At 34.9% G+C, this 18,931-nt stretch carries 11 protein-coding genes and 31 tRNA genes; all 42 read left to right on the forward strand.

Annotated features, from left to right (window positions below; genetic code table 11):
- Position 1: 1 nt before the first annotated feature.
- Positions 2–77, forward strand: a tRNA-Gln gene (locus J2Z43_RS11715).
- 12 nt (positions 78–89) lie between these two features.
- Positions 90–165 (forward strand) — tRNA-Lys (locus J2Z43_RS11720).
- 2 nt (positions 166–167) lie between these two features.
- A tRNA-Ser gene (locus tag J2Z43_RS11725) sits at positions 168–256 on the forward strand.
- Positions 257–332 (forward strand) — tRNA-Phe (locus J2Z43_RS11730).
- Positions 333–336: 4 nt separating this feature from the next.
- Positions 337–413 (forward strand) — tRNA-Met (locus J2Z43_RS11735).
- 8 nt (positions 414–421) lie between these two features.
- Positions 422–498: transfer RNA gene (locus J2Z43_RS11740), tRNA-Ile, on the forward strand.
- Between the two features lie 30 nt (positions 499–528).
- Positions 529–605 (forward strand) — tRNA-His (locus tag J2Z43_RS11745).
- An 18-nt stretch (positions 606–623) separates the two neighbouring features.
- Positions 624–699, forward strand: a tRNA-Lys gene (locus J2Z43_RS11750).
- A gap of 6 nt (positions 700–705) precedes the next feature.
- Positions 706–779, forward strand: a tRNA-Cys gene (locus J2Z43_RS11755).
- A gap of 10 nt (positions 780–789) precedes the next feature.
- A tRNA-Asn gene (locus J2Z43_RS11760) sits at positions 790–864 on the forward strand.
- Positions 865–883: 19 nt separating this feature from the next.
- Positions 884–959 (forward strand) — tRNA-Met (locus J2Z43_RS11765).
- A 10-nt stretch (positions 960–969) separates the two neighbouring features.
- Positions 970–1,044 (forward strand) — tRNA-Glu (locus tag J2Z43_RS11770).
- 9 nt (positions 1,045–1,053) lie between these two features.
- Positions 1,054–1,127 (forward strand) — tRNA-Gly (locus J2Z43_RS11775).
- Positions 1,128–1,134: 7 nt separating this feature from the next.
- A tRNA-Val gene (locus J2Z43_RS11780) sits at positions 1,135–1,210 on the forward strand.
- Between the two features lie 5 nt (positions 1,211–1,215).
- Positions 1,216–1,292, forward strand: a tRNA-Asp gene (locus J2Z43_RS11785).
- A 127-nt stretch (positions 1,293–1,419) separates the two neighbouring features.
- Positions 1,420–1,494: transfer RNA gene (locus J2Z43_RS11790), tRNA-Thr, on the forward strand.
- Positions 1,495–1,503: 9 nt separating this feature from the next.
- Positions 1,504–1,589, forward strand: a tRNA-Tyr gene (locus tag J2Z43_RS11795).
- A 13-nt stretch (positions 1,590–1,602) separates the two neighbouring features.
- Positions 1,603–1,686: transfer RNA gene (locus J2Z43_RS11800), tRNA-Leu, on the forward strand.
- A gap of 13 nt (positions 1,687–1,699) precedes the next feature.
- A tRNA-Gly gene (locus tag J2Z43_RS11805) sits at positions 1,700–1,774 on the forward strand.
- A gap of 11 nt (positions 1,775–1,785) precedes the next feature.
- Positions 1,786–1,862: transfer RNA gene (locus J2Z43_RS11810), tRNA-Arg, on the forward strand.
- Between the two features lie 11 nt (positions 1,863–1,873).
- Positions 1,874–1,949 (forward strand) — tRNA-Gln (locus tag J2Z43_RS11815).
- Positions 1,950–1,958: 9 nt separating this feature from the next.
- Positions 1,959–2,047 (forward strand) — tRNA-Ser (locus tag J2Z43_RS11820).
- Positions 2,048–2,049: 2 nt separating this feature from the next.
- Positions 2,050–2,125: transfer RNA gene (locus J2Z43_RS11825), tRNA-Phe, on the forward strand.
- A 4-nt stretch (positions 2,126–2,129) separates the two neighbouring features.
- Positions 2,130–2,206: transfer RNA gene (locus tag J2Z43_RS11830), tRNA-Met, on the forward strand.
- Positions 2,207–2,214: 8 nt separating this feature from the next.
- Positions 2,215–2,291, forward strand: a tRNA-Ile gene (locus J2Z43_RS11835).
- 15 nt (positions 2,292–2,306) lie between these two features.
- Positions 2,307–2,383: transfer RNA gene (locus tag J2Z43_RS11840), tRNA-Pro, on the forward strand.
- A 6-nt stretch (positions 2,384–2,389) separates the two neighbouring features.
- Positions 2,390–2,466, forward strand: a tRNA-His gene (locus J2Z43_RS11845).
- A 6-nt stretch (positions 2,467–2,472) separates the two neighbouring features.
- Positions 2,473–2,548 (forward strand) — tRNA-Lys (locus tag J2Z43_RS11850).
- A gap of 24 nt (positions 2,549–2,572) precedes the next feature.
- Positions 2,573–2,646 (forward strand) — tRNA-Cys (locus J2Z43_RS11855).
- A 5-nt stretch (positions 2,647–2,651) separates the two neighbouring features.
- Positions 2,652–2,728 (forward strand) — tRNA-Arg (locus J2Z43_RS11860).
- A gap of 30 nt (positions 2,729–2,758) precedes the next feature.
- Positions 2,759–2,834 (forward strand) — tRNA-Val (locus J2Z43_RS11865).
- A gap of 162 nt (positions 2,835–2,996) precedes the next feature.
- Positions 2,997–3,425, forward strand: coding sequence for a hypothetical protein (locus J2Z43_RS11870; protein WP_209457363.1), 429 nt, complete (start codon positions 2,997–2,999; stop codon positions 3,423–3,425).
- Positions 3,426–3,653: 228 nt separating this feature from the next.
- Complete coding sequence (locus J2Z43_RS11875; protein ID WP_209457364.1) at positions 3,654–7,097, forward strand: pyruvate carboxylase; 3,444 nt, start codon at positions 3,654–3,656, stop codon at positions 7,095–7,097.
- A gap of 536 nt (positions 7,098–7,633) precedes the next feature.
- Positions 7,634–9,583: an elongation factor G gene (locus tag J2Z43_RS11880; protein ID WP_209457365.1), complete on the forward strand. Its 1,950-nt coding sequence runs from the start codon at positions 7,634–7,636 to the stop codon at positions 9,581–9,583.
- Positions 9,584–9,877: 294 nt separating this feature from the next.
- Entirely contained in the window at positions 9,878–10,342 is a 465-nt protein-coding gene (locus tag J2Z43_RS11885; RefSeq protein WP_027700808.1) for a CtsR family transcriptional regulator, read from the forward strand.
- 5 nt (positions 10,343–10,347) lie between these two features.
- Positions 10,348–10,842, forward strand: a complete 495-nt coding sequence (locus tag J2Z43_RS11890) for a UvrB/UvrC motif-containing protein (protein WP_209457366.1) — start codon at positions 10,348–10,350, stop codon at positions 10,840–10,842.
- A gap of 14 nt (positions 10,843–10,856) precedes the next feature.
- Positions 10,857–11,885 (forward strand): protein arginine kinase, encoded by a 1,029-nt coding sequence (locus J2Z43_RS11895; RefSeq protein WP_209457367.1) that lies wholly within the window; start codon positions 10,857–10,859, stop codon positions 11,883–11,885.
- Positions 11,872–14,316 carry an ATP-dependent Clp protease ATP-binding subunit gene (locus tag J2Z43_RS11900; RefSeq protein ID WP_209457368.1) on the forward strand — a complete coding sequence of 815 codons (2,445 nt, stop codon included), beginning with the start codon at positions 11,872–11,874 and terminating at the stop codon, positions 14,314–14,316. The genes J2Z43_RS11895 and J2Z43_RS11900 overlap by 14 nt, the downstream gene beginning before the upstream one ends.
- A 202-nt stretch (positions 14,317–14,518) precedes the next feature.
- Positions 14,519–15,076: a DUF3841 domain-containing protein gene (locus J2Z43_RS11905; protein WP_209457369.1), complete on the forward strand. Its 558-nt coding sequence runs from the start codon at positions 14,519–14,521 to the stop codon at positions 15,074–15,076.
- Between the two features lie 141 nt (positions 15,077–15,217).
- A complete protein-coding gene (radA, locus tag J2Z43_RS11910) occupies positions 15,218–16,585 on the forward strand; it encodes a DNA repair protein RadA (protein ID WP_209457370.1) in 1,368 nt (455 codons plus the stop codon).
- An 8-nt stretch (positions 16,586–16,593) separates the two neighbouring features.
- Positions 16,594–17,664, forward strand: coding sequence for a DNA integrity scanning diadenylate cyclase DisA (gene disA, locus J2Z43_RS11915; RefSeq protein WP_209457371.1), 1,071 nt, complete (start codon positions 16,594–16,596; stop codon positions 17,662–17,664).
- Between the two features lie 85 nt (positions 17,665–17,749).
- Positions 17,750–18,841, forward strand: a complete 1,092-nt coding sequence (locus J2Z43_RS11920) for a PIN/TRAM domain-containing protein (protein WP_027700801.1) — start codon at positions 17,750–17,752, stop codon at positions 18,839–18,841.
- Positions 18,842–18,931 lie beyond the last annotated feature (90 nt).

Genomic DNA, 18,931 nt, shown 5'->3' on the forward strand with positions numbered 1-18,931 from the left:
AAGGGGATTCGCCAAGTCGGTAAGGCACAGCACTTTGACTGCTGCATGCGTAGGTTCGAGTCCTGCATCCCCTGCCAGTTTTATACTAAGGTCTATTAGCTCAGTCGGTAGAGCACCTGACTTTTAATCAGGGTGTCCCGCGTTCGAGTCGCGGATAGATCACCAATGGAGAGGTGTCCGAGTGGTTTAAGGAGCTGGTCTTGAAAACCAGTGATGCTTAACGGCACCGTGGGTTCGAATCCCACCCTCTCCGCCAGCCCAAATAGCTCAGTCGGTAGAGCAGGGGATTGAAAATCCCCGTGTCGGTGGTTCGATTCCGCCTTTGGGCACCAGTGTGGCGGTATAGCTTAGTTGGCTAGAGCGTTCGGTTCATACCCGAAAGGTCACAGGTTCGACTCCTGTTACCGCTACCAATAAATGTGGACCATTAGCTCAGTTGGTTAGAGCGCCCGGCTCATAACCGGTAGGTCTGGGGTTCGAGTCCCTGATGGTCCACCACATTTAAATTGATAAATTAATTTTTTTATGGTGGGTATAGCTCAGTTGGTTAGAGCGCCAGATTGTGGCTCTGGAGGCCGTGAGTTCGAATCTCATTATCCACCCCATAAAGAAAACGAAGACATGGTCTATTAGCTCAGTCGGTAGAGCACCTGACTTTTAATCAGGGTGTCCCGCGTTCGAGTCGCGGATAGATCACCAAGAGGTGGCGACATAGCCAAGTGGTAAGGCAGTGGACTGCAACTCCTTGATCCTCAGTTCAAATCTGGGTGTCGCCTCCAATTTATTTATTCCAAGGTAGCTCAACGGTGGAGCACTCGGCTGTTAACCGATAGGCTGAGGGTTCGAGTCCCTCCCTTGGAGCCATAAAAACTATAACAAATATCGCGGGGTGGAGCAGTTGGCAGCTCGTTGGGCTCATAACCCAAAGGTCGTAGGTTCGAGTCCTGCCCCCGCAACCATTAAAACAAAGGCCCGTTGGTCAAGCGGTCAAGACACCGCCCTTTCACGGCGGTAACAGGGGTTCGATTCCCCTACGGGTCACCAATTAAATATGCGGGTGTAGCTCAATGGTAGAGTTCTGGCCTTCCAAGCCAGCTGTGAGGGTTCGATCCCCTTCACCCGCTCCAAAATCGTGGGATTATAGCTCAGCTGGGAGAGCACCTGCCTTACAAGCAGGGGGTCACAGGTTCGAGCCCTGTTAATCCCACCATTTGCGGCCTGGTAGTTCAGTTGGTTAGAATGCCAGCCTGTCACGCTGGAGGTCGAGGGTTCGAACCCCTTCCAGGTCGCCAAACTAAATTATATGATATTAAATTATATAATCATTTTTGCTATGGCACTATTAGTATAATTAAAACTAAAATGTCATATAATTAAATTAACTAACTAAATAATATGAATAGCATTTTAAATTTTTGTGCTGGTGTGGCTCAATGGTAGAGCAGCTGACTTGTAATCAGCAGGTTGTAGGTTCGATTCCTATCACCAGCTCCACAAAAACATGGAGGATTTCCCGAGTTGGCCAAAGGGGGCAGACTGTAAATCTGTTAGCTTCGCTTTCGGTGGTTCGAATCCACCATCCTCCACCAGAATAAATAAGATGCGGATGTGGCGGAATTGGCAGACGCACTAGACTTAGGATCTAGCGCCTTTGGCGTGGGGGTTCGACTCCCTTCATCCGCACCATTTTATTTATTTCGCGGGAATAGTTCAGTGGTAGAGCGCGACCTTGCCAAGGTCGATGTCGCGAGTTCGAATCTCGTTTCCCGCTCCATATCACAATGTGGGTGCATAGCTCAGCTGGATAGAGCAACGCCCTTCTAAGGCGTGTGTCCGGGGTTCGAATCCCTGTGCGCTCACCATTTAAATAAATAGGGGATTCGCCAAGTCGGTAAGGCACAGCACTTTGACTGCTGCATGCGTAGGTTCGAGTCCTGCATCCCCTGCCAGTTAAATACGGAGAGGTGTCCGAGTGGTTTAAGGAGCTGGTCTTGAAAACCAGTGATGCTTAACGGCACCGTGGGTTCGAATCCCACCCTCTCCGCCAGAGCCCAAATAGCTCAGTCGGTAGAGCAGGGGATTGAAAATCCCCGTGTCGGTGGTTCGATTCCGCCTTTGGGCACCAGTGTGGCGGTATAGCTTAGTTGGCTAGAGCGTTCGGTTCATACCCGAAAGGTCACAGGTTCGACTCCTGTTACCGCTACCAATAAATGTGGACCATTAGCTCAGTTGGTTAGAGCGCCCGGCTCATAACCGGTAGGTCTGGGGTTCGAGTCCCTGATGGTCCACCACATTTAAGTTATTTTCGAGGTGTAGCGCAGTTTGGTAGCGCACATGGTTTGGGACCATGGGGCCGGGGGTTCGAGTCCCTTCACCTCGACCAATAGTGGTGGGTATAGCTCAGTTGGTTAGAGCGCCAGATTGTGGCTCTGGAGGCCGTGAGTTCGAATCTCATTATCCACCCCAAAATAAGGTCTATTAGCTCAGCTGGTAGAGCACCTGACTCTTAATCAGGGTGTCTCGAGTTCGATCCTCGGATAGATCACCAGATTAATTGTAATTTTTATAAGGCGGCGACATAGCCAAGTGGTAAGGCAGTGGACTGCAACTCCTTGATCCTCAGTTCGAATCTGGGTGTCGCCTCCAATATTGCGCCCATAGCTCAACTGGATAGAGTGTCTGACTACGAATCAGAAGGTTAGGGGTTCGAGTCCCTTTGGGCGCACCATATAAGTTTATATAAGAGACTACTTAGTAAGGGATTATAGCTCAGCTGGGAGAGCACCTGCCTTACAAGCAGGGGGTCACAGGTTCGAGCCCTGTTAATCCCACCATTTCATCCTCTAGTGAATATTTGCTAGAGGATTTTGTTTTATTCAATATTATTAAAACAGGGAATATAGTAGAGAAATATTGTAGAAATTAAATAAAAAAATCAGTACGACAATTAAATTATATTAGAAAGAAAATAGAGATATTTTTAGGAGGAAGTAACTTTGTATATTATTATAGGGATGGATATAGTGGACAGTGAAGAGTTAAAGTCTAGTATAAATGAAAACAGTGTATTTGAAGTAGAAACAGATTTATCTAAAGCATCTAAAAGAGAAGATGTTCTTGCATACAAACTTAAAGTAGACATAGATGAGTTAGACAAGATTTTAGATAAAGAAGGAAAGTTTAGTAAAGATGAACTAAAAGGAATGGATGAAGAGGAAAAGTTCGAGATTTATATGAATTTAAGTGAAAATATTATTTTAAGCATAGAAAAATTAATGCCTAAATACACAATAATGAAATATAGATCGTATAAATTTGATTTATCAGAAAATTGCATTAAAATAGTAGTTGCGATATCGCATACAGACTTAGGTTTAATCAAGCTTACAGATGTTTTGAAAAGATTGCTATCACAAGTAGATTAAAAAGAAGAAATTTATATATAAAATGATTCATATTTAGTATAAACTATACTTTATGGTAAAAATAACCCTTAAAAAATGATTGGTAAAATCGAATATTACATATGGAAAATTACTTCTTTATACGTATTTGTCTTATTAATTAAGGAACTTGCGAAAAAGTATTCAAAAATAAAGTAATTTAGTCTATACTCTTTATATTATATATTTTTAAAAGGAGAAGAATGCCATATGCTTAAAAAGTTTAACAAAGTGTTAGTTGCAAATAGAGGCGAAATTGCTATCAGAGTATTTAGAGCTTGCTCTGAATTAGGTATAAAAAGTGTTGGGATATATAGTAAGGAAGATAAATATGGTTTATTTAGAACAAAGGCTGATGAATCGTACCTTATAGGAGAAGATAAAGGGCCTATAGATGCTTATTTAGATATTGATGGAATAATAGATTTAGCAAAGAGGAAGAAAGTAGATGCTATACACCCTGGATATGGGTTTTTAGCTGAAAATGCTGAGTTTGCACGTAGATGTGAAGAAGAGGGAATTACATTTATAGGACCATCATCAGATATTATGCATATGATGGGAGATAAAATAAACTCTAAGAAGATCGCACATGAGGTAGAGGTTCCTACTATACCTGGTGTAGACAAAGCTATCAAATCTACTGATGAAGCAAAAGAAATTGCTAAAAAAATTGGTTACCCTGTAATGATAAAAGCTTCTAACGGCGGTGGCGGCAGAGGAATAAGAATCGTAACTCGCGAGGAAGATTTAGAATTAGAGTATGAAACTGCTTGTAGTGAATCTAGAAAGGCTTTTGGTGAAGATATAATATTTATAGAAAAATATATATCAGATCCTAAGCATATAGAGGTACAGATACTTGGGGATGAGCATGGAAATGTAGTTCATCTATATGAGAGAGACTGTTCAGTACAGAGAAGACATCAAAAGATAATAGAGTACGCTCCAGCATTTTCATTAGATGATAAAATTAGAAAAGCTATATGTGATGATGCAGTTAAGCTTGCAAAACACGTTGGATATATTAATGCAGGTACACTAGAGTTCTTAGTAGATGCTAGTGGAGAGCATTATTTTATAGAAATGAATACTAGAGTTCAAGTTGAGCACACTGTAACAGAGATGGTTACTGGAATTGATATAGTTCAAAGCCAGATACTAATAGCTCAAGGATACGCTCTAGACAGTGATGAGATAGACATAAAATCACAGGATAGCGTTGAAGTAAGGGGTTACTCTATACAATGTAGAATAACTACTGAAGATCCTAAAAATCAATTTATGCCTGATACAGGAAAAATTCAAGTTTACAGAACAGGATCAGGTTTTGGTATAAGACTAGATGGTGGAAATGGGTTTACAGGATCAAATATAAGCCCTCACTACGACAGTTTACTAGTAAAGACTATATCATGGGATAGAACTTTTAAGGGAGCCGTTAGTAAGACTTTAAGATCTATAAGAGAATTTAGAGTTAGAGGTGTTAAAACTAATATAGGATTCTTAATAAATGTGTTAAACAACGATAAATTCCTAAATGGTCAATGCAGTACTAAATTTATAGACGAAAACCCAGAATTATTCGATATAAGAGAGAGCAAAGATAGAGGTACAAAATTACTTCAATTTATAGGTGATGTTGTAGTTAATGACAACGCATGTAAAGAAAAACCATTCTTCGATGCACTACACGAGCCTAGATTAGAAGTACCTGCGATACAAACAGAGGGAAGTAGAGATTTATTCTACAAATTAGGAAAAGAAAAATACTTAGAAAAAATTAAAAATGATAAAAAGATACTTTTAACAGATACAACAATGAGAGATGCTCATCAGTCGCTTCTTGCTACAAGACTTAGAACTTACGATTTACTTCAAGCAGCGCCTGCAACTGAGAAATACATGAAAGATTTATTCTCACTGGAGATGTGGGGTGGAGCGACTTATGATGTTGCTTATAGATTCCTTAAAGAGTCACCATGGAGAAGACTTCAAAAATTAAGAGAAGAAATACCGAGCATAATGTTCCAAATGTTACTTAGAGCATCAAACGGCGTAGGGTACAAAAACTACCCAGACAATCTAATAGCGGAGTTTACTAGAGAATCAGCTAAACAAGGTATAGATGTGTTTAGAATATTTGATTCATTGAACTGGATAGAGAATATAAAACCTTCTTTAGAGACAGCTCTTGAGACAGGAAAAATTGCTGAAGCAGCGATATGTTACACTGGTGATGTTCTAGACAAAACTAAGACTAAGTACAATATGGAGTACTATGTAAGAATGGCGCAAGAGCTTGAAAGTCTTGGAGCTGATATAATAGCTATAAAAGATATGTCAGGTCTTTTAAAACCATACTCTGCGTATATGCTAATTAAAGAGCTTAAGAAAAATGTTAAGACGCCAATACACCTACACACTCACGATACAAGTGGAAATGGTGTTGCTACATGCTTAATGGCTTCTGAAGCGGGCGTTGATATAGTAGATGCTGCATTAGAATCTGTTGCAGGTATAACAAGTCAACCATCATTAAACGCTATAGTTGAGGCTCTAAGAAATACAGAAAGAGACACAAATATCGACTTATACGGATATGATGAGCTGAGCATGTACTACAAGGATTTAAGAAAAGTATATGGAAAATTTGAAAGTGATTTAACTACTTCATATGCAGAAATATACAACTACGAAATACCAGGTGGACAGTACACTAACCTTAAGCCACAGGCGGATAGCTTAGGTCTTGTAAATAGATTTGATGAAGTAAAAGCTAACTACAAAGTAGCAAACCAAGTAGTTGGAGATATAATTAAAGTTACACCATCTTCAAAAGTAGTTGGAGACTTAGCTATATTTATGACTAAGAACAAACTTACACAAGAAAATATAATAGAAGAAGGAAAGAATTTATCGTTCCCTGATTCAGTTGTTGATTTCTGTAAAGGTATGATAGGTCAACCTGAAGGTGGAATACCAAAAGACTTATCAGACGTTGTTCTGAAAGGTGAAAAAGCTATAACTGAGAGACCAGGATCTTTACTACTAGATGAAGACTTCGGTCAGATAAAAGGGCATTTAGAAGACAAATACAAAATGGAAGCTAATATAAGAAATATATTGAGTTATGCTCTTTATCCAAAAGTTTATGAAGACTATTTAGATCATCTTGAAGAGTATAACGATATATCAAAACTTGAAAGCGATGTATTCTTCTATGGACTAAACAAAAATGAAGAATGTGAAGTTGAAATAGAAGAAGGAAAAGTTTTAACAATAAGATTAGTTGAAATAGGTGAAGTTAAAGAAGATGGAATGAGAACTATCGGATTTGAGCTTAATGGAATGTTTAGAGAAGTTGAAATCAAAGACACTAATTACACTGGTCAAGTTGCAAACATTGAAAAAGCTGATATGAGTGATCCTCATCAAGTTGGAGCAAGTATACCTGGTAAGGTTGTAAAGATACTTGTAAAAGAAGGGGATACTGTAACTGCAAATCAACCGTTGATTGTTATAGAAGCTATGAAAATGGAAACAAATATAGTTGCTAAAGCTGCTGGAGTAATTAAGTCTATCAAAGTTGCTCAAAATGACATGGTTGTAGATAAACAGTTATTAATGATGACAAGCGAAATTTCAGAATAAAATATAATTTTATATAATAAAAGTAGAGAGTTAATTTAAATATTAGCTCTCTTTTTTATTGTAATATAAGATGCTTAATTATAATAAATTAATAAAATAATCTAATAATGCGTCTTATATTATTAAAAAGGATTGCATCACAAGTAAAAAAGATATGAAAATAGAGAAAACTGGAAAAATTGAGAAAAATAAGTTTCAAATGTAACAAGACTATTTGGAATGGATAGAAATGAAACAAATGTAAAATTGTATAGCATTTTCATCCGAATAAAGATTCAAGAATATATATGTAGCAAAGGATGGGATGGTACCCAAATTTACAGAAATAAATATATATGCACTATATTGGATTAAGATGTATATAAGCATTAAATTTTAAGTATGAATAGAATATTCAAAATATAGAAGGGATTTGAGAGGTGTATATAGAAATACTTTATTGATATCTGTACTATTTTTAAATATTATTAATAAAATATTAAAAGGTATTTCTTAGGAAATAAAAACAAAATACATAATTAAAGGTGGGTGCTTATATGAAAGTCTATGAGAGCAACAAGTTGAGAAATGTAGCAGTACTTGGACACAGTGGATGCGGTAAGACTAATCTTATTGAAACAATAGCTTACACAGCAAATACAAATAAAATCCCAAAACTGACAGATAAAGCAAACATGACTTACCACATGTCGTTAAAACCTATTGAATACAACGACTATAAATTTAATTTATTGGACACACCAGGGTATTTTGACTTTAATGGAGATGTAATTTCGGCTCTTAGTGCTAGTGATGCGTCAGTGATAGTAATTGATGCAACTTCACCAATTCAAGTTGGTACAGAAAAATCGCTAGAGTTAACTGAAAATATGCCTAAAATAATGTTTATTAATAAAATAGATAATGAAAAAGCTAGATATAAAGATGCAATAGCAATGCTTAGAGATAAGTACAACAATAAGATAGTACCTATGATAAGTCCTATATACAAGGATAAAGAGTTTGTTAAGCTTTACAATGTATTTGAAAATGTAGATGATTTAGAAGGCGACTTCAAAGAGCAAGCTGTAAGTGTTAGAGAAGCACTTATGGAGTTAATAGCAGAGACTGATGATGAAATACTAGACAAGTACTTTAGCGGAGAAGAGCTTACCAAAGAAGAGATTCAGAGAGGAATTATAATAGGTATTCAAAGAGGAGATATAATTCCTGTAATATGTGGATCAACTATAAATAATATAGGTACAAGAGAAATTTTAGATACGATTACAAACTTCTTGGCCCCTAAAGTTAAAGAAAATAAAAAAGGATTTAACGGTTTTGTATTCAAAACTTTAATGGATCCTTTTGTAGGAAAGATGTCTTATATAAAAATTGTAGACGGAGAGATAACTAAAGATACAGAGTTCTATAACTTGAACAAAAAAAATAAAGAAAGATTAGCAGGACTTTATACTCTAAAAAATGGTGAGCTTGTTAATATAAAAAAAGCTAAAGGCGGAGATATTGTAGTAGTTACAAAGGTAGATTCGCTAAAAACAGGAGATTCACTGTCTACAGATAAAAATGCAGACTTACGAGAGGGTATCGAATTTCCGAAACCACAGATATACTACGCCGTTGAGACTAAAAATAAAGGCGACGAAGATAAAGTAGGAACTATTTTAAATAAACTTGTTGAAGAGGACCCAACACTTCATTGGTACCGTAATGTGGATACCAGACAGTCTCTACTTGGCGGTCAAGGAGAGTTACATATAAAAACTATCAAAAATAGAATGAAGGATAAGTTTGGAGTAGATGTTTCTTTAAACGATCTAAAAGTTCCATATAAGGAGACTATAAAAGGAAGTGCAGATGTTCAAGGTAAGTATAAGAAACAATCTGGAGGTCATGGACAATACGGCGATGTTAAGATAAGATTCTCAAGATCTGATGATGATTTTGATTTTTCCGAGGAACTATTTGGAGGATCAGTTCCAAGGCAATATGTTCCAGCAGTAGAAAAAGGGTTAAAAGATTCAATGTCAAAAGGTATATTAGGGGGATTCCCTGTTATTAATATAAAAGCGGTTCTCTACGATGGATCGTATCACGATGTTGATTCATCTGAGATGGCGTTTAAGATGGCAGCTAGTGTAGCTTTTAAAAAGGGAATGGAAGAAGCGGACCCAATACTACTTGAGCCTATTATGAAACTTAAGATAACAGTTCCAGATGATTATATGGGTGATGTAATGGGAGATATAAATAAGAGAAGAGGTAAAATTCTTGGAATGGAACCGGATGGAAAAGGCAAACAAATTATATTTGCTCTTGCACCTCAGGCTGAGACATTCAAGTATGCAATAGATCTGAGATCTATGACTCAAGGTCGTGGAGTATTTGAAATGGAATTAGAGACTTATGGAGAGGTTCCACAACACTTGTCAGAAAAAATAATTGAGGAATCTGGAAATCTTAAGAAAGAAAAAGCCCTATCATAATAGATGTAGATGTTTATCTAATAATAAATAAAGAAAAATAATAGAGGATAATTTGGGTGTAAGTAAGAAAGAGACTAAAATATATTAAATAAAATAACAAAAAGGCAGAGTATCGATTAAACTCTGTCTTTTTGTGGTAAAAAGTATATTACAAAGTGCATTAAACTACTATAAATAATGTTACAAAATAATTTATATAGATATTAAATATTATTTATTAGACACTTTACAAAAAATCAAAAAGGTGTAAAATAGTAGTCAAAGATAGTCAAAAGAAAGCAAGTGGTGATAAATATGGCGACAATGACTGATATAATAGAGAATTTTATAAAGGAATTAATGAAGGAAAGTAATTCGATTCAGATTCAAAGAAATGAGCTTGCGAGTTTGTTTTCATGTGTCCCATCTCAGATAAATTATGTTCTTACAACAAGGTTTACCTTAGATAGAGGGTATTTTGTAGAGAGCAAGCAAGGTGGAGGAGGATATGTCCAGATTGCAAAAATACAACAAAACAAAAAGGACTATATAAAAGACCTACTCAATGAAAAGATAGGAGACCAGATATCTTTTAAAAGAGCTAAAGATATTGTAGAAAACTTAAAAGATACTGAATTAATTACCGAAAGAGAGTCAAAGATAATACTGTCCTCGATTGATGAAAAATCACTGATTATTCCAATTTGTGATATGAAGGAAAAAGTGAGGGCAAGTATTTTAAAAAATTTAATAATACTTTTAATTAACACGGGAGAGTGATAATTATGTTATGTCAAGAATGTAATAAAAATAAAGCATCCGTTTACTACAATGAAAATATAAATGGTGAGAAAGTGGAAAAGTATTTATGCAGTGAGTGTGCTAAAGAGTACACAAATGTTGATTTCGATTTTAATATGCCGTTTTCAATGATGGATGTAATATCAAAATTAGGATTTCAACCTGAGAAAGAAGCTGAAAGCAAGCTTATATGCCCAACATGCAATAGCACTTACAGCGACTTTAAGAATACTGGTAGATTTGGATGCAGTCATTGTTACGAAGCATTTAGCAGTCAGATAAATCCTATGCTTCAAAATATTCACGGTCATTTGGAGCATGTAGGTAAAGCGCCTAAAAAATCTTACCATAGTATAAGTGTAAAAAATGAAGTAAAGAAAATTAAAGAAGAATTGGATAGAGCAGTAAAAACTGAGGATTACGAAGAAGCTGCAAAGCTAAGAGATAAAATTAAAGCTTTGGTGGATTCAATAGATTAGGAGGGAGATAGGTTGTGGAAAATAAAATAGTTATAAAATCTAGAGTGAGACTTGCTAGAAATCTAGTGGACTATCCATTCCCCAATAGACTTGATGAAGAGAAGTCTTTAGAAGTCATTGAAAAAGTTAAGGAAGCCCTCTTTAAAGATAATAGCGGACTAGAAAGAGAATATAATTTTTACAAGATGGCAGATTTAAGCCAACTGAAGAAAATATGTATGGTTGAAAAACATCTTATAAGTCCGGATTTAGCAAGTAATGTAAATGGTGCTGTTTTGATAAAAAAAGATGAGACAGTCAGTATAATGATCAACGAAGAAGACCATATTAGAATACAGACAATGTGTGATGGTCTAGAATTAGAAAAGGCTTACCAAATAGCAAATAAAATAGACGATTTCCTTGAAGAGACATTAGAATACGCATTTGATGTAGAGTTGGGGTATTTAACTTCTTGTCCTACAAATACTGGTACAGGAATGAGGGCATCGGTGATGTTTCACTTACCTGCACTTACTCAATTGAGATATATAAACGATGTATATAAGGTATCTTCTCAAATAGGTGTCGCAGTTAGAGGGATATACGGAGAGAGAACAGAGGCTTTAGGAAATATATATCAAATTTCAAACCAACTTACACTGGGAAGAACTGAAAAAAATACAATTGAAAATATAAAAGGTATGGCGACCGATATAGTATCAAAAGAACTCCAAGCGAGAGAGATGATCAAAAAAACTTGGGGAATAAAATTAGAAGATAAGATATTTAGAGCTTTAGGTCTACTTGAAGGCGCTAGAATAATCGACACATCGGAAGCTATGGGATATTTATCTGTAGTTAAGGTAGGAGTTGAGATGGGATATATAGAAAATATAAAACTAGACGACTTAGATAAACTTATGATAAATATTCAACCGGCACATCAAAGCACGATGTTTGAAAATGCAGAAAGAAAAAATAGAGACATAAATAGAGCAAAATATATTAGGGAAACGCTAGAAAAATTAAAAGTTGGAGGTGCAAATTATGAACTTCAATAAGTTTACACAAAGAGCAAAAAATGCAATAGATTTAGCAATGGAATTTTCTAAGAGACTAGGGCACAACATAGTTGGAAGTGAACATCTTTTATTTGGTCTTTTAGAAGAAGGCGAGGGAGTAGCTGCTAAAGTACTTAAAGAAGCAGGTATCACAGAAGAGTACTTAGAAAGTAGAATTGTAGAAATTGAAGGGCAAGCAGATCCTATAACTGGAGATGTACCTTTTAGTCCTAGAAGTAAGCAAATATTAGAGTTGTCTGGAATGTTTTCAAATAAACTACAGACAAGTTATATTGGTACAGAGCACATTCTTTTAGCTGTAATTCAAGAAGGTGAAGGAATTGCAAATAGAATTCTTCATGCAGCTGGAGTGGATGATAGAACACTAGCTCAAGCGACAGTTGATATGATGGGAATGGGAAGTAAAAGCGAAGGTCAAAATAATAGTTACACGTCAAACAATAGTGAAAAGGGAGCTAAAACCCTTGAAAAATACGGAAGAAATCTAACTCAATACGCAAAACAAAACAAAGTGGATCCTGTAATCGGAAGATCTAAAGAAATTGAGAGAATCATACAAATCTTAAGTAGAAGAACTAAAAATAATCCTGTACTTATAGGGGATCCTGGTGTAGGTAAAACTGCGATAATAGAGGGATTAGCAACAGATATTTCAAATGGAAATGTACCTGATACATTGATAAACAAAACAATTTACACTCTTGATATGGGATCGCTTTTAGCTGGTGCAAAGTATAGAGGTGAATTTGAAGAGAGAGTCAAAGATGTAGTAGATGAAGTTATCGAAAATGGAAATATAATTTTGTTTATAGATGAAATGCACACTATAATCGGGGCAGGAACTACAGGAGAAGGATCTATAGACGCTTCAAATATACTAAAACCAGCTCTTGCAAGAGGTGAAATGCAGATTATAGGAGCTACTACGATAGATGAATACAGAAAACATGTAGAAAAAGATGCAGCTCTTGAAAGAAGATTCCAACCGGTAATGGTTGATGAGCCTACAAAAGAAGATGCTGTTAAAATACTTGAAGGTCTTAGAGACAAATACGAAGCTCATCACAAAGTAAAGATAACAGATGAAGCTATAAAATCAGCAGTAGAGTTGTCAGTTAGATATATTACGGATAGATACTTACCGGATAAAGCAATAGACTTAATCGACGAAGCTGCTTCAAGAGTTAGATTAAAAGAAAACACTCCACCTGCTGAAATCAAAGAGATAGAATCAGAAATAGAGAATATAGATAAAGAAAAAGAAGAGGCAGTAAGATGCCAAGACTTTGAAAATGCCGCCAAGATAAGAGATAAACAAAGTTACCTTAAAAATAAACTAAAAGAAGTGAGAGAAAATTGGAATCAATCTTCTAAAAATGCTGATTTGGTGGACAGCGAAGTAATAGCGGATGTAGTAGGATTGTGGACTGGTATACCAGTAAATACTATAGTAGAGGAAGAAGCAGACAAACTGCTGAATCTGGAAGAAAAACTTCACAATAGAGTAATAGGTCAAGAGCAAGCTGTGGAATCAATTTCTAGGGCTATAAGAAGATCGAGAGCAGGTCTTAAAGATCCGAATAGACCAATAGGTTCATTCCTATTCTTAGGGCCAACTGGTGTCGGTAAAACTGAATTATCAAAGGCACTTGCAGAAGTTCAATTTGGTGACGAAAACCAAATTATAAGAATAGATATGTCTGAGTACATGGAGAAACATGCAGTTTCAAGAATGATAGGTTCACCTCCAGGATATGTAGGACACGATGAAGGTGGTCAATTAACAGAAAAAGTGAGAAGATCTCCTTATTCAGTAATACTATTTGACGAGATAGAAAAAGCGCATCCAGATGTGTTTAATATACTACTTCAAATACTTGACGACGGAAGACTTACAGACTCAAAAGGAAGAACAGTTGACTTTAAAAATACAATAATAATAATGACATCTAACGTAGGAGCATCTACTATAAGAAAAGAAAAAGTTATGGGGTTCTCTACAGGTAAAGCGGAAGATGAGGCTAAAAATAAATACGAAAAAATGAAAGAAAACATAATGGGTGAGCTTAAAAACAGATTTAGACCAGAGTTTTTAAACAGAATTGACGATATTGTAGTATTCCACTCATTATCAAAAGAAGATATAGGCAAGATAGTAAAACTAATGGCCAAAGAAGTAATAAACAGACTTAAAGATATGGATATAGATTTGGATATTAGTAGTGAAGCTGTAGATTTGATTTCAAAAGAAGGTACTGATCTAGAGTACGGTGCAAGACCACTTAAAAGAGCAATTCAGAAGGCCCTTGAAGACGAGTTATCTGAAGCTATTTTAAAAGGTGATGTTAAAAAAGGAAGCAAAGTAGTAGCGAGTGTAGTAGACGATAAGATTGTATTTACTACGGTTTAGATATTTACTATTTAAAGGTTATTCCAAAGTTATTTATTTAGCTTTGGAGTAGCTTTTTTATTTTTATCTTAATATCTATAAATAAAAAAATGATTTTAATAAATAGTTATATCAATAGGGGAATAATAATATGAGTACATAGTAAGTAATGATATAATTTAAGAAAATCTAATAGATTTATTCATTTAAAGGAGTGTAGTTTATGTCAAAAAAGGTTAAGGTTTGGACAAAGCAGCATAAAGATATACTTAAAGACTTAAATGATAATGGCAGATACATAGTAAAAAAAGAATATATAGAAAATAAGATGGAAGATCACTCTGATTTGTATTTTAGCTCTTATAACTGGTTTAGAAATAGGGCAAAGGAAATTGTACCTGTTCCGGATGACGTTGAATTTCCAATCTGGGTAAGCGTTACAGAAGAATCTAAAATACCAAATAGCGAAGGAAATGTGCTTCTTGAAATTGAAGTAGATGAGGATCTTCTTATCACAATGGATTTGGATAAATGGGGCTATATAGTAAACTATATGTACATTCCAAAAAACAAAGAAGACGAAGAAAATCATGCAAAAATTCTCAAATCATATGGAATAGATGATACGAGAGGCTATATGAGCAATTTCTATCCGAATATAAAAAATAAAATAGTAAAAAGCTGGGAAAGGCTATTTGATGACAGCATAATATTAAGTAATGCAAGGGTGGGAACTCTGTGGGAAATAAAAAAAGAATGGATTACTAAGATAAGTAAATAATAGCTTTTATATTATAAATCAACAAAATAATCGAACATATGTTAATATTAAAATACAAGATAAGTTTAAATTGAAATAAAATAAATTAATGGAAAATATTAAAATATATAACTAATATTCAAAAAATAGGGGAAGATAATAATGGCGAAGATTAAAACAAAATATGTATGTCAAAACTGTGGTTATGAAGTAGCTAAATGGCTAGGAAAGTGCCCGGAATGTACAAAATGGAATACATTTGTAGAGGAAATAGACGATAAAAGTGCAAAAAAAGAAACGTTTATAGTAGATAAATCTAGCTCTAAACCGATGTCAATAAACACTATTGAATCAAAGAATGAAGAGAGATTTAGCACTTGTATAAATGAGTTGGATAGAGTTCTTGGAGGTGGAGTTGTAAAGGGATCTTTGGTGCTTGTAGGAGGAGATCCTGGAATAGGAAAATCCACTTTGCTTATTCAAGTTTCTAGCAATGTTGCAGAGTCTGGAAAAAGAGTTCTGTACATTACAGGTGAGGAATCTGAATCTCAAATAAAGATGAGGGCCCAAAGACTTGGAATAAACTCAGACAACCTGTATATATTTGCAGAGAACAATTTAAATCTAATAGAGGCGCAACTAGATAAAATAGATCCTGAGATGATAATACTTGACTCTATTCAAACTGTTTACAGTCCTGATATAGCGTCTGCTCCTGGTACAGTAAGCCAGATAAGAGAAGGAACTTCTAAGTTTATGAAAATAGCTAAAAAAATGGGAATATCTACTTTTTTAGTTGGTCATGTAACAAAAGAAGGGTCATTAGCTGGACCTAAATTACTGGAGCATATGGTGGATACTGTTTTATACTTTGAAGGTGAAAGGTACAATACTTACAGACTTGTTAGAGCTGTAAAAAATAGATTTGGATCTACTAATGAACTCGGAGTTTTTGAAATGAGAGACACTGGTCTAGAAGAACTTGAGAATCCTTCAAAAGTGCTTATTTCAGAAAAACCAAAGGACGTTTCGGGATCTGTAATAATTTCTACAGTAGAGGGAACAAGACCTATGCTTATAGAGCTTCAAGCACTTGTATCGCCAACTAGTTTTGGTATACCTAAGAGAACTGCTACGGGAGTAGACTATAATAGGGTTGCAATGCTTCTTGCAGTACTTGAAAAGAGGGTTGGTCTACAAATTCAAAATCAAGATGTATATTTAAATATTGTAGGAGGAATCAAAATAAACGAGCCTTCTATAGATTTAGGGATTGCAATTGCTGTAGCATCTAGCTTTAAAAATATAGCTGTAGACGAAAATATAGCTGTTACAGGTGAGGTGGGACTTACTGGAGAGATTAGAGCCGTAAGTTTTATTGAGAAGAGAATAGCAGAATGTAAAAAACTTGGATTTAAACAAATAGTAATCCCGAAGACTAACTACGACTTAGTAAAGGACACGAAAGGAATAAAAATCTTGCCAGCAGAAAATTTGAGGCAAGCTATAAATATAGTGTTAGGAGGCTAGTTATATATATGGATGATATTTTGAACAATAAAGACATGTTAGAAGCTTTAAAAATGATATCTCCAGGAACTCCTCTCAGAAGAGGTCTAAACAATGTTCTAAAAGCAAAAACAGGTGCTTTAATAGCGCTTTCAAAAAAAGATGAGGTTATGAGTTTAGTCAACGGAGGTTTTACAATAAACGCGGACTATTCATCGGCTTATCTATACGAACTTGCAAAAATGGATGGAGCGATAATTTTAAGTGGAAATTTAAAAAAGATACTGTGTGCAAATGTCCAGTTAGTTCCAGATAACTCGATACCTTCATCTGAAACGGGTACAAGGCATAGAACAGCTGAGAGAGTTGCCAAGCAGACTGATGCAATTGTAATAAGTGTTTCACAAAAAAGAAGTGTTATAACAATTTATAGAGGAAATCACAAGTATGAAATAGAAGATATATCTAAGATATTTACTAAAGTAAATCAGGCGATACAAACTTTGGAGAAGTATAAATCCGTTTTGGATCAAGTTATCGCAAATTTAAATACACTAGAATTCAACAATTTAGTCACTGTATACGATGTAGCATTGGTTATGCAAAAAATTGAATTAGTAATGAGAGTTACAAATATTATAGAAAAATACGTTATAGAACTTGGAGATGAAGGAACTCTTGTAAGTATGCAGCTAGAAGAGCTTATGGGAACAACATATTTAGATTTAGAACAAGTATTTAAAGACTACAATATCTCTAATGATGATATTTCGAGTTTTAAAACTAATATCAAAAAACTTTCTTCAGAGGATATCATAGATTTGACCAAAATAGCAAAACTTCTTGGATACAAAGATACAGCTGAAAATATGGATATGCAAATTAATTCAAAAGGATATAGGATTATGAGTAAAATTCATAGATTACCAAATACAATTGTCGAGAACTTAGTGCTCTATTTTGAGGAGTTTCAGAGTGTTTTAGATGCATCATTAGATGCGCTTTGTAATGTTGATGGGGTTGGAGAAATAAGGGCCAAACACATAAAAAATGAGCTTATTAAAATGCAACAGCTAGTGCTTTTAGATAAGAAGATATAGTGAATTTTAGGTGAATTTTCCTTATTTATGTTGTAAATAGTGTATACTTTAGTCTATAATATTAAAATACAAGGGGGGTGAAAATTTGATAAGGAAAGCCATAAGATTAGTATTTAGTTTAATTGGACTTATTATTGGTTTTACTTCTTACTCAACTCTTGCAAAGTCTTTTGAAATATTGACTTTTGGGAGTGAACTATATGGACTCATAGCTGCTATTATATTTGGTATTATAATTGCTATCTTAGGTTATCTAATTGAGCCTTGGGCATCTAAAAAAACAAAAGATGTCGCAAAGGTGTTAGATAAAGAGCTTTCTAAATATCCACAAGTTGATATCTTGCTAGCATCGATAGGTATAATTGGCGGATTTGTAGTTGCTTACCTAATTAGCGGTATTTTTGATAAAATACCAGTAGTGGGAGGAGTTATATCCTTACTGCTTTATCTATGTTTAGGATATGTAGGAATGAGGATCGTACTTAAAAGTAAAAATGACTTATTTAATATAAATAAGTTATCTAGACTTTCAGGTTCATCTAAAGATAAGGACAAAGAATCAAAAAAAGAAAAAATTAAACCTATACCACCAAAGGTATTAGATACAAGTGTAATAATAGACGGTAGAATAGCAGATATATGTAAGACAGGTTTTGTTGAGGGAACATTAATAATTCCTTCATTTGTTTTAGAAGAGCTTAGACATATTGCCGATTCATCTGACGACTTAAAAAGGGTTAGAGGAAGAAGAGGTCTTGATATACTAAACATAATACAACAAGAACTGAATATAGATGTTGAGATAAGCGAGAGGGACTTTGAAGATATAGCTGAAGTCGATAGTAAACTACTGAAGTTAGCTCAGGTTTTAAATGGTAAAGTAGTTACTAACGATTACAATTTAAATAAAGTAGCTCAGTTCCAAGGAGTAGATGTCTTAAATATAAATGAACTTGCCAATGCTATAAAGCCAGTAGTAATCCCTGGCGAGGATATGGTTGTTCAAGTTGTTAAAGATGGTAAGGAAGCTCAGCAAGGTATTGCATATCTTGACGATGGAACTATGATCGTAGTAGATGGTGGAAGAAGACATATGAACGAGACTATAAAAGTTTTAGTTACATCTGTACTTCAAACACCAGCTGGTAGAATGATATTTGCAAAGCCAAAAAACTAAAAAGATTAAATCGAAATCCCTGGATTATTTTCAGGGATTTTTATTTTTTAAAGATTTTTAAAAAAATAGTTGACAGAATATAATAGGCAT

Source organism: Metaclostridioides mangenotii (assembly GCF_017873185.1).
In the GTDB taxonomy this organism is placed as follows: domain Bacteria; phylum Bacillota; class Clostridia; order Peptostreptococcales; family Peptostreptococcaceae; genus Metaclostridioides; species Metaclostridioides mangenotii.

Bases quoted from the DNA above. Each gene is read 5' to 3' on its own strand.
- J2Z43_RS11890 (WP_209457366.1), top strand. From the start codon at position 10,348: ATGTTATGTCAAGAATGTAATAAAAATAAAGCATCCGTTTACTACAAT.
- J2Z43_RS11885 (WP_027700808.1), top strand. From the start codon at position 9,878: ATGGCGACAATGACTGATATAATAGAGAATTTTATAAAGGAATTAATG.
- radA (WP_209457370.1), top strand. From the start codon at position 15,218: ATGGCGAAGATTAAAACAAAATATGTATGTCAAAACTGTGGTTATGAA.
- J2Z43_RS11880 (WP_209457365.1), top strand. From the start codon at position 7,634: ATGAAAGTCTATGAGAGCAACAAGTTGAGAAATGTAGCAGTACTTGGA.
- disA (WP_209457371.1), top strand. From the start codon at position 16,594: ATGGATGATATTTTGAACAATAAAGACATGTTAGAAGCTTTAAAAATG.
- J2Z43_RS11900 (WP_209457368.1), top strand. From the start codon at position 11,872: ATGAACTTCAATAAGTTTACACAAAGAGCAAAAAATGCAATAGATTTA.
- J2Z43_RS11875 (WP_209457364.1), top strand. From the start codon at position 3,654: ATGCTTAAAAAGTTTAACAAAGTGTTAGTTGCAAATAGAGGCGAAATT.
- J2Z43_RS11905 (WP_209457369.1), top strand. From the start codon at position 14,519: ATGTCAAAAAAGGTTAAGGTTTGGACAAAGCAGCATAAAGATATACTT.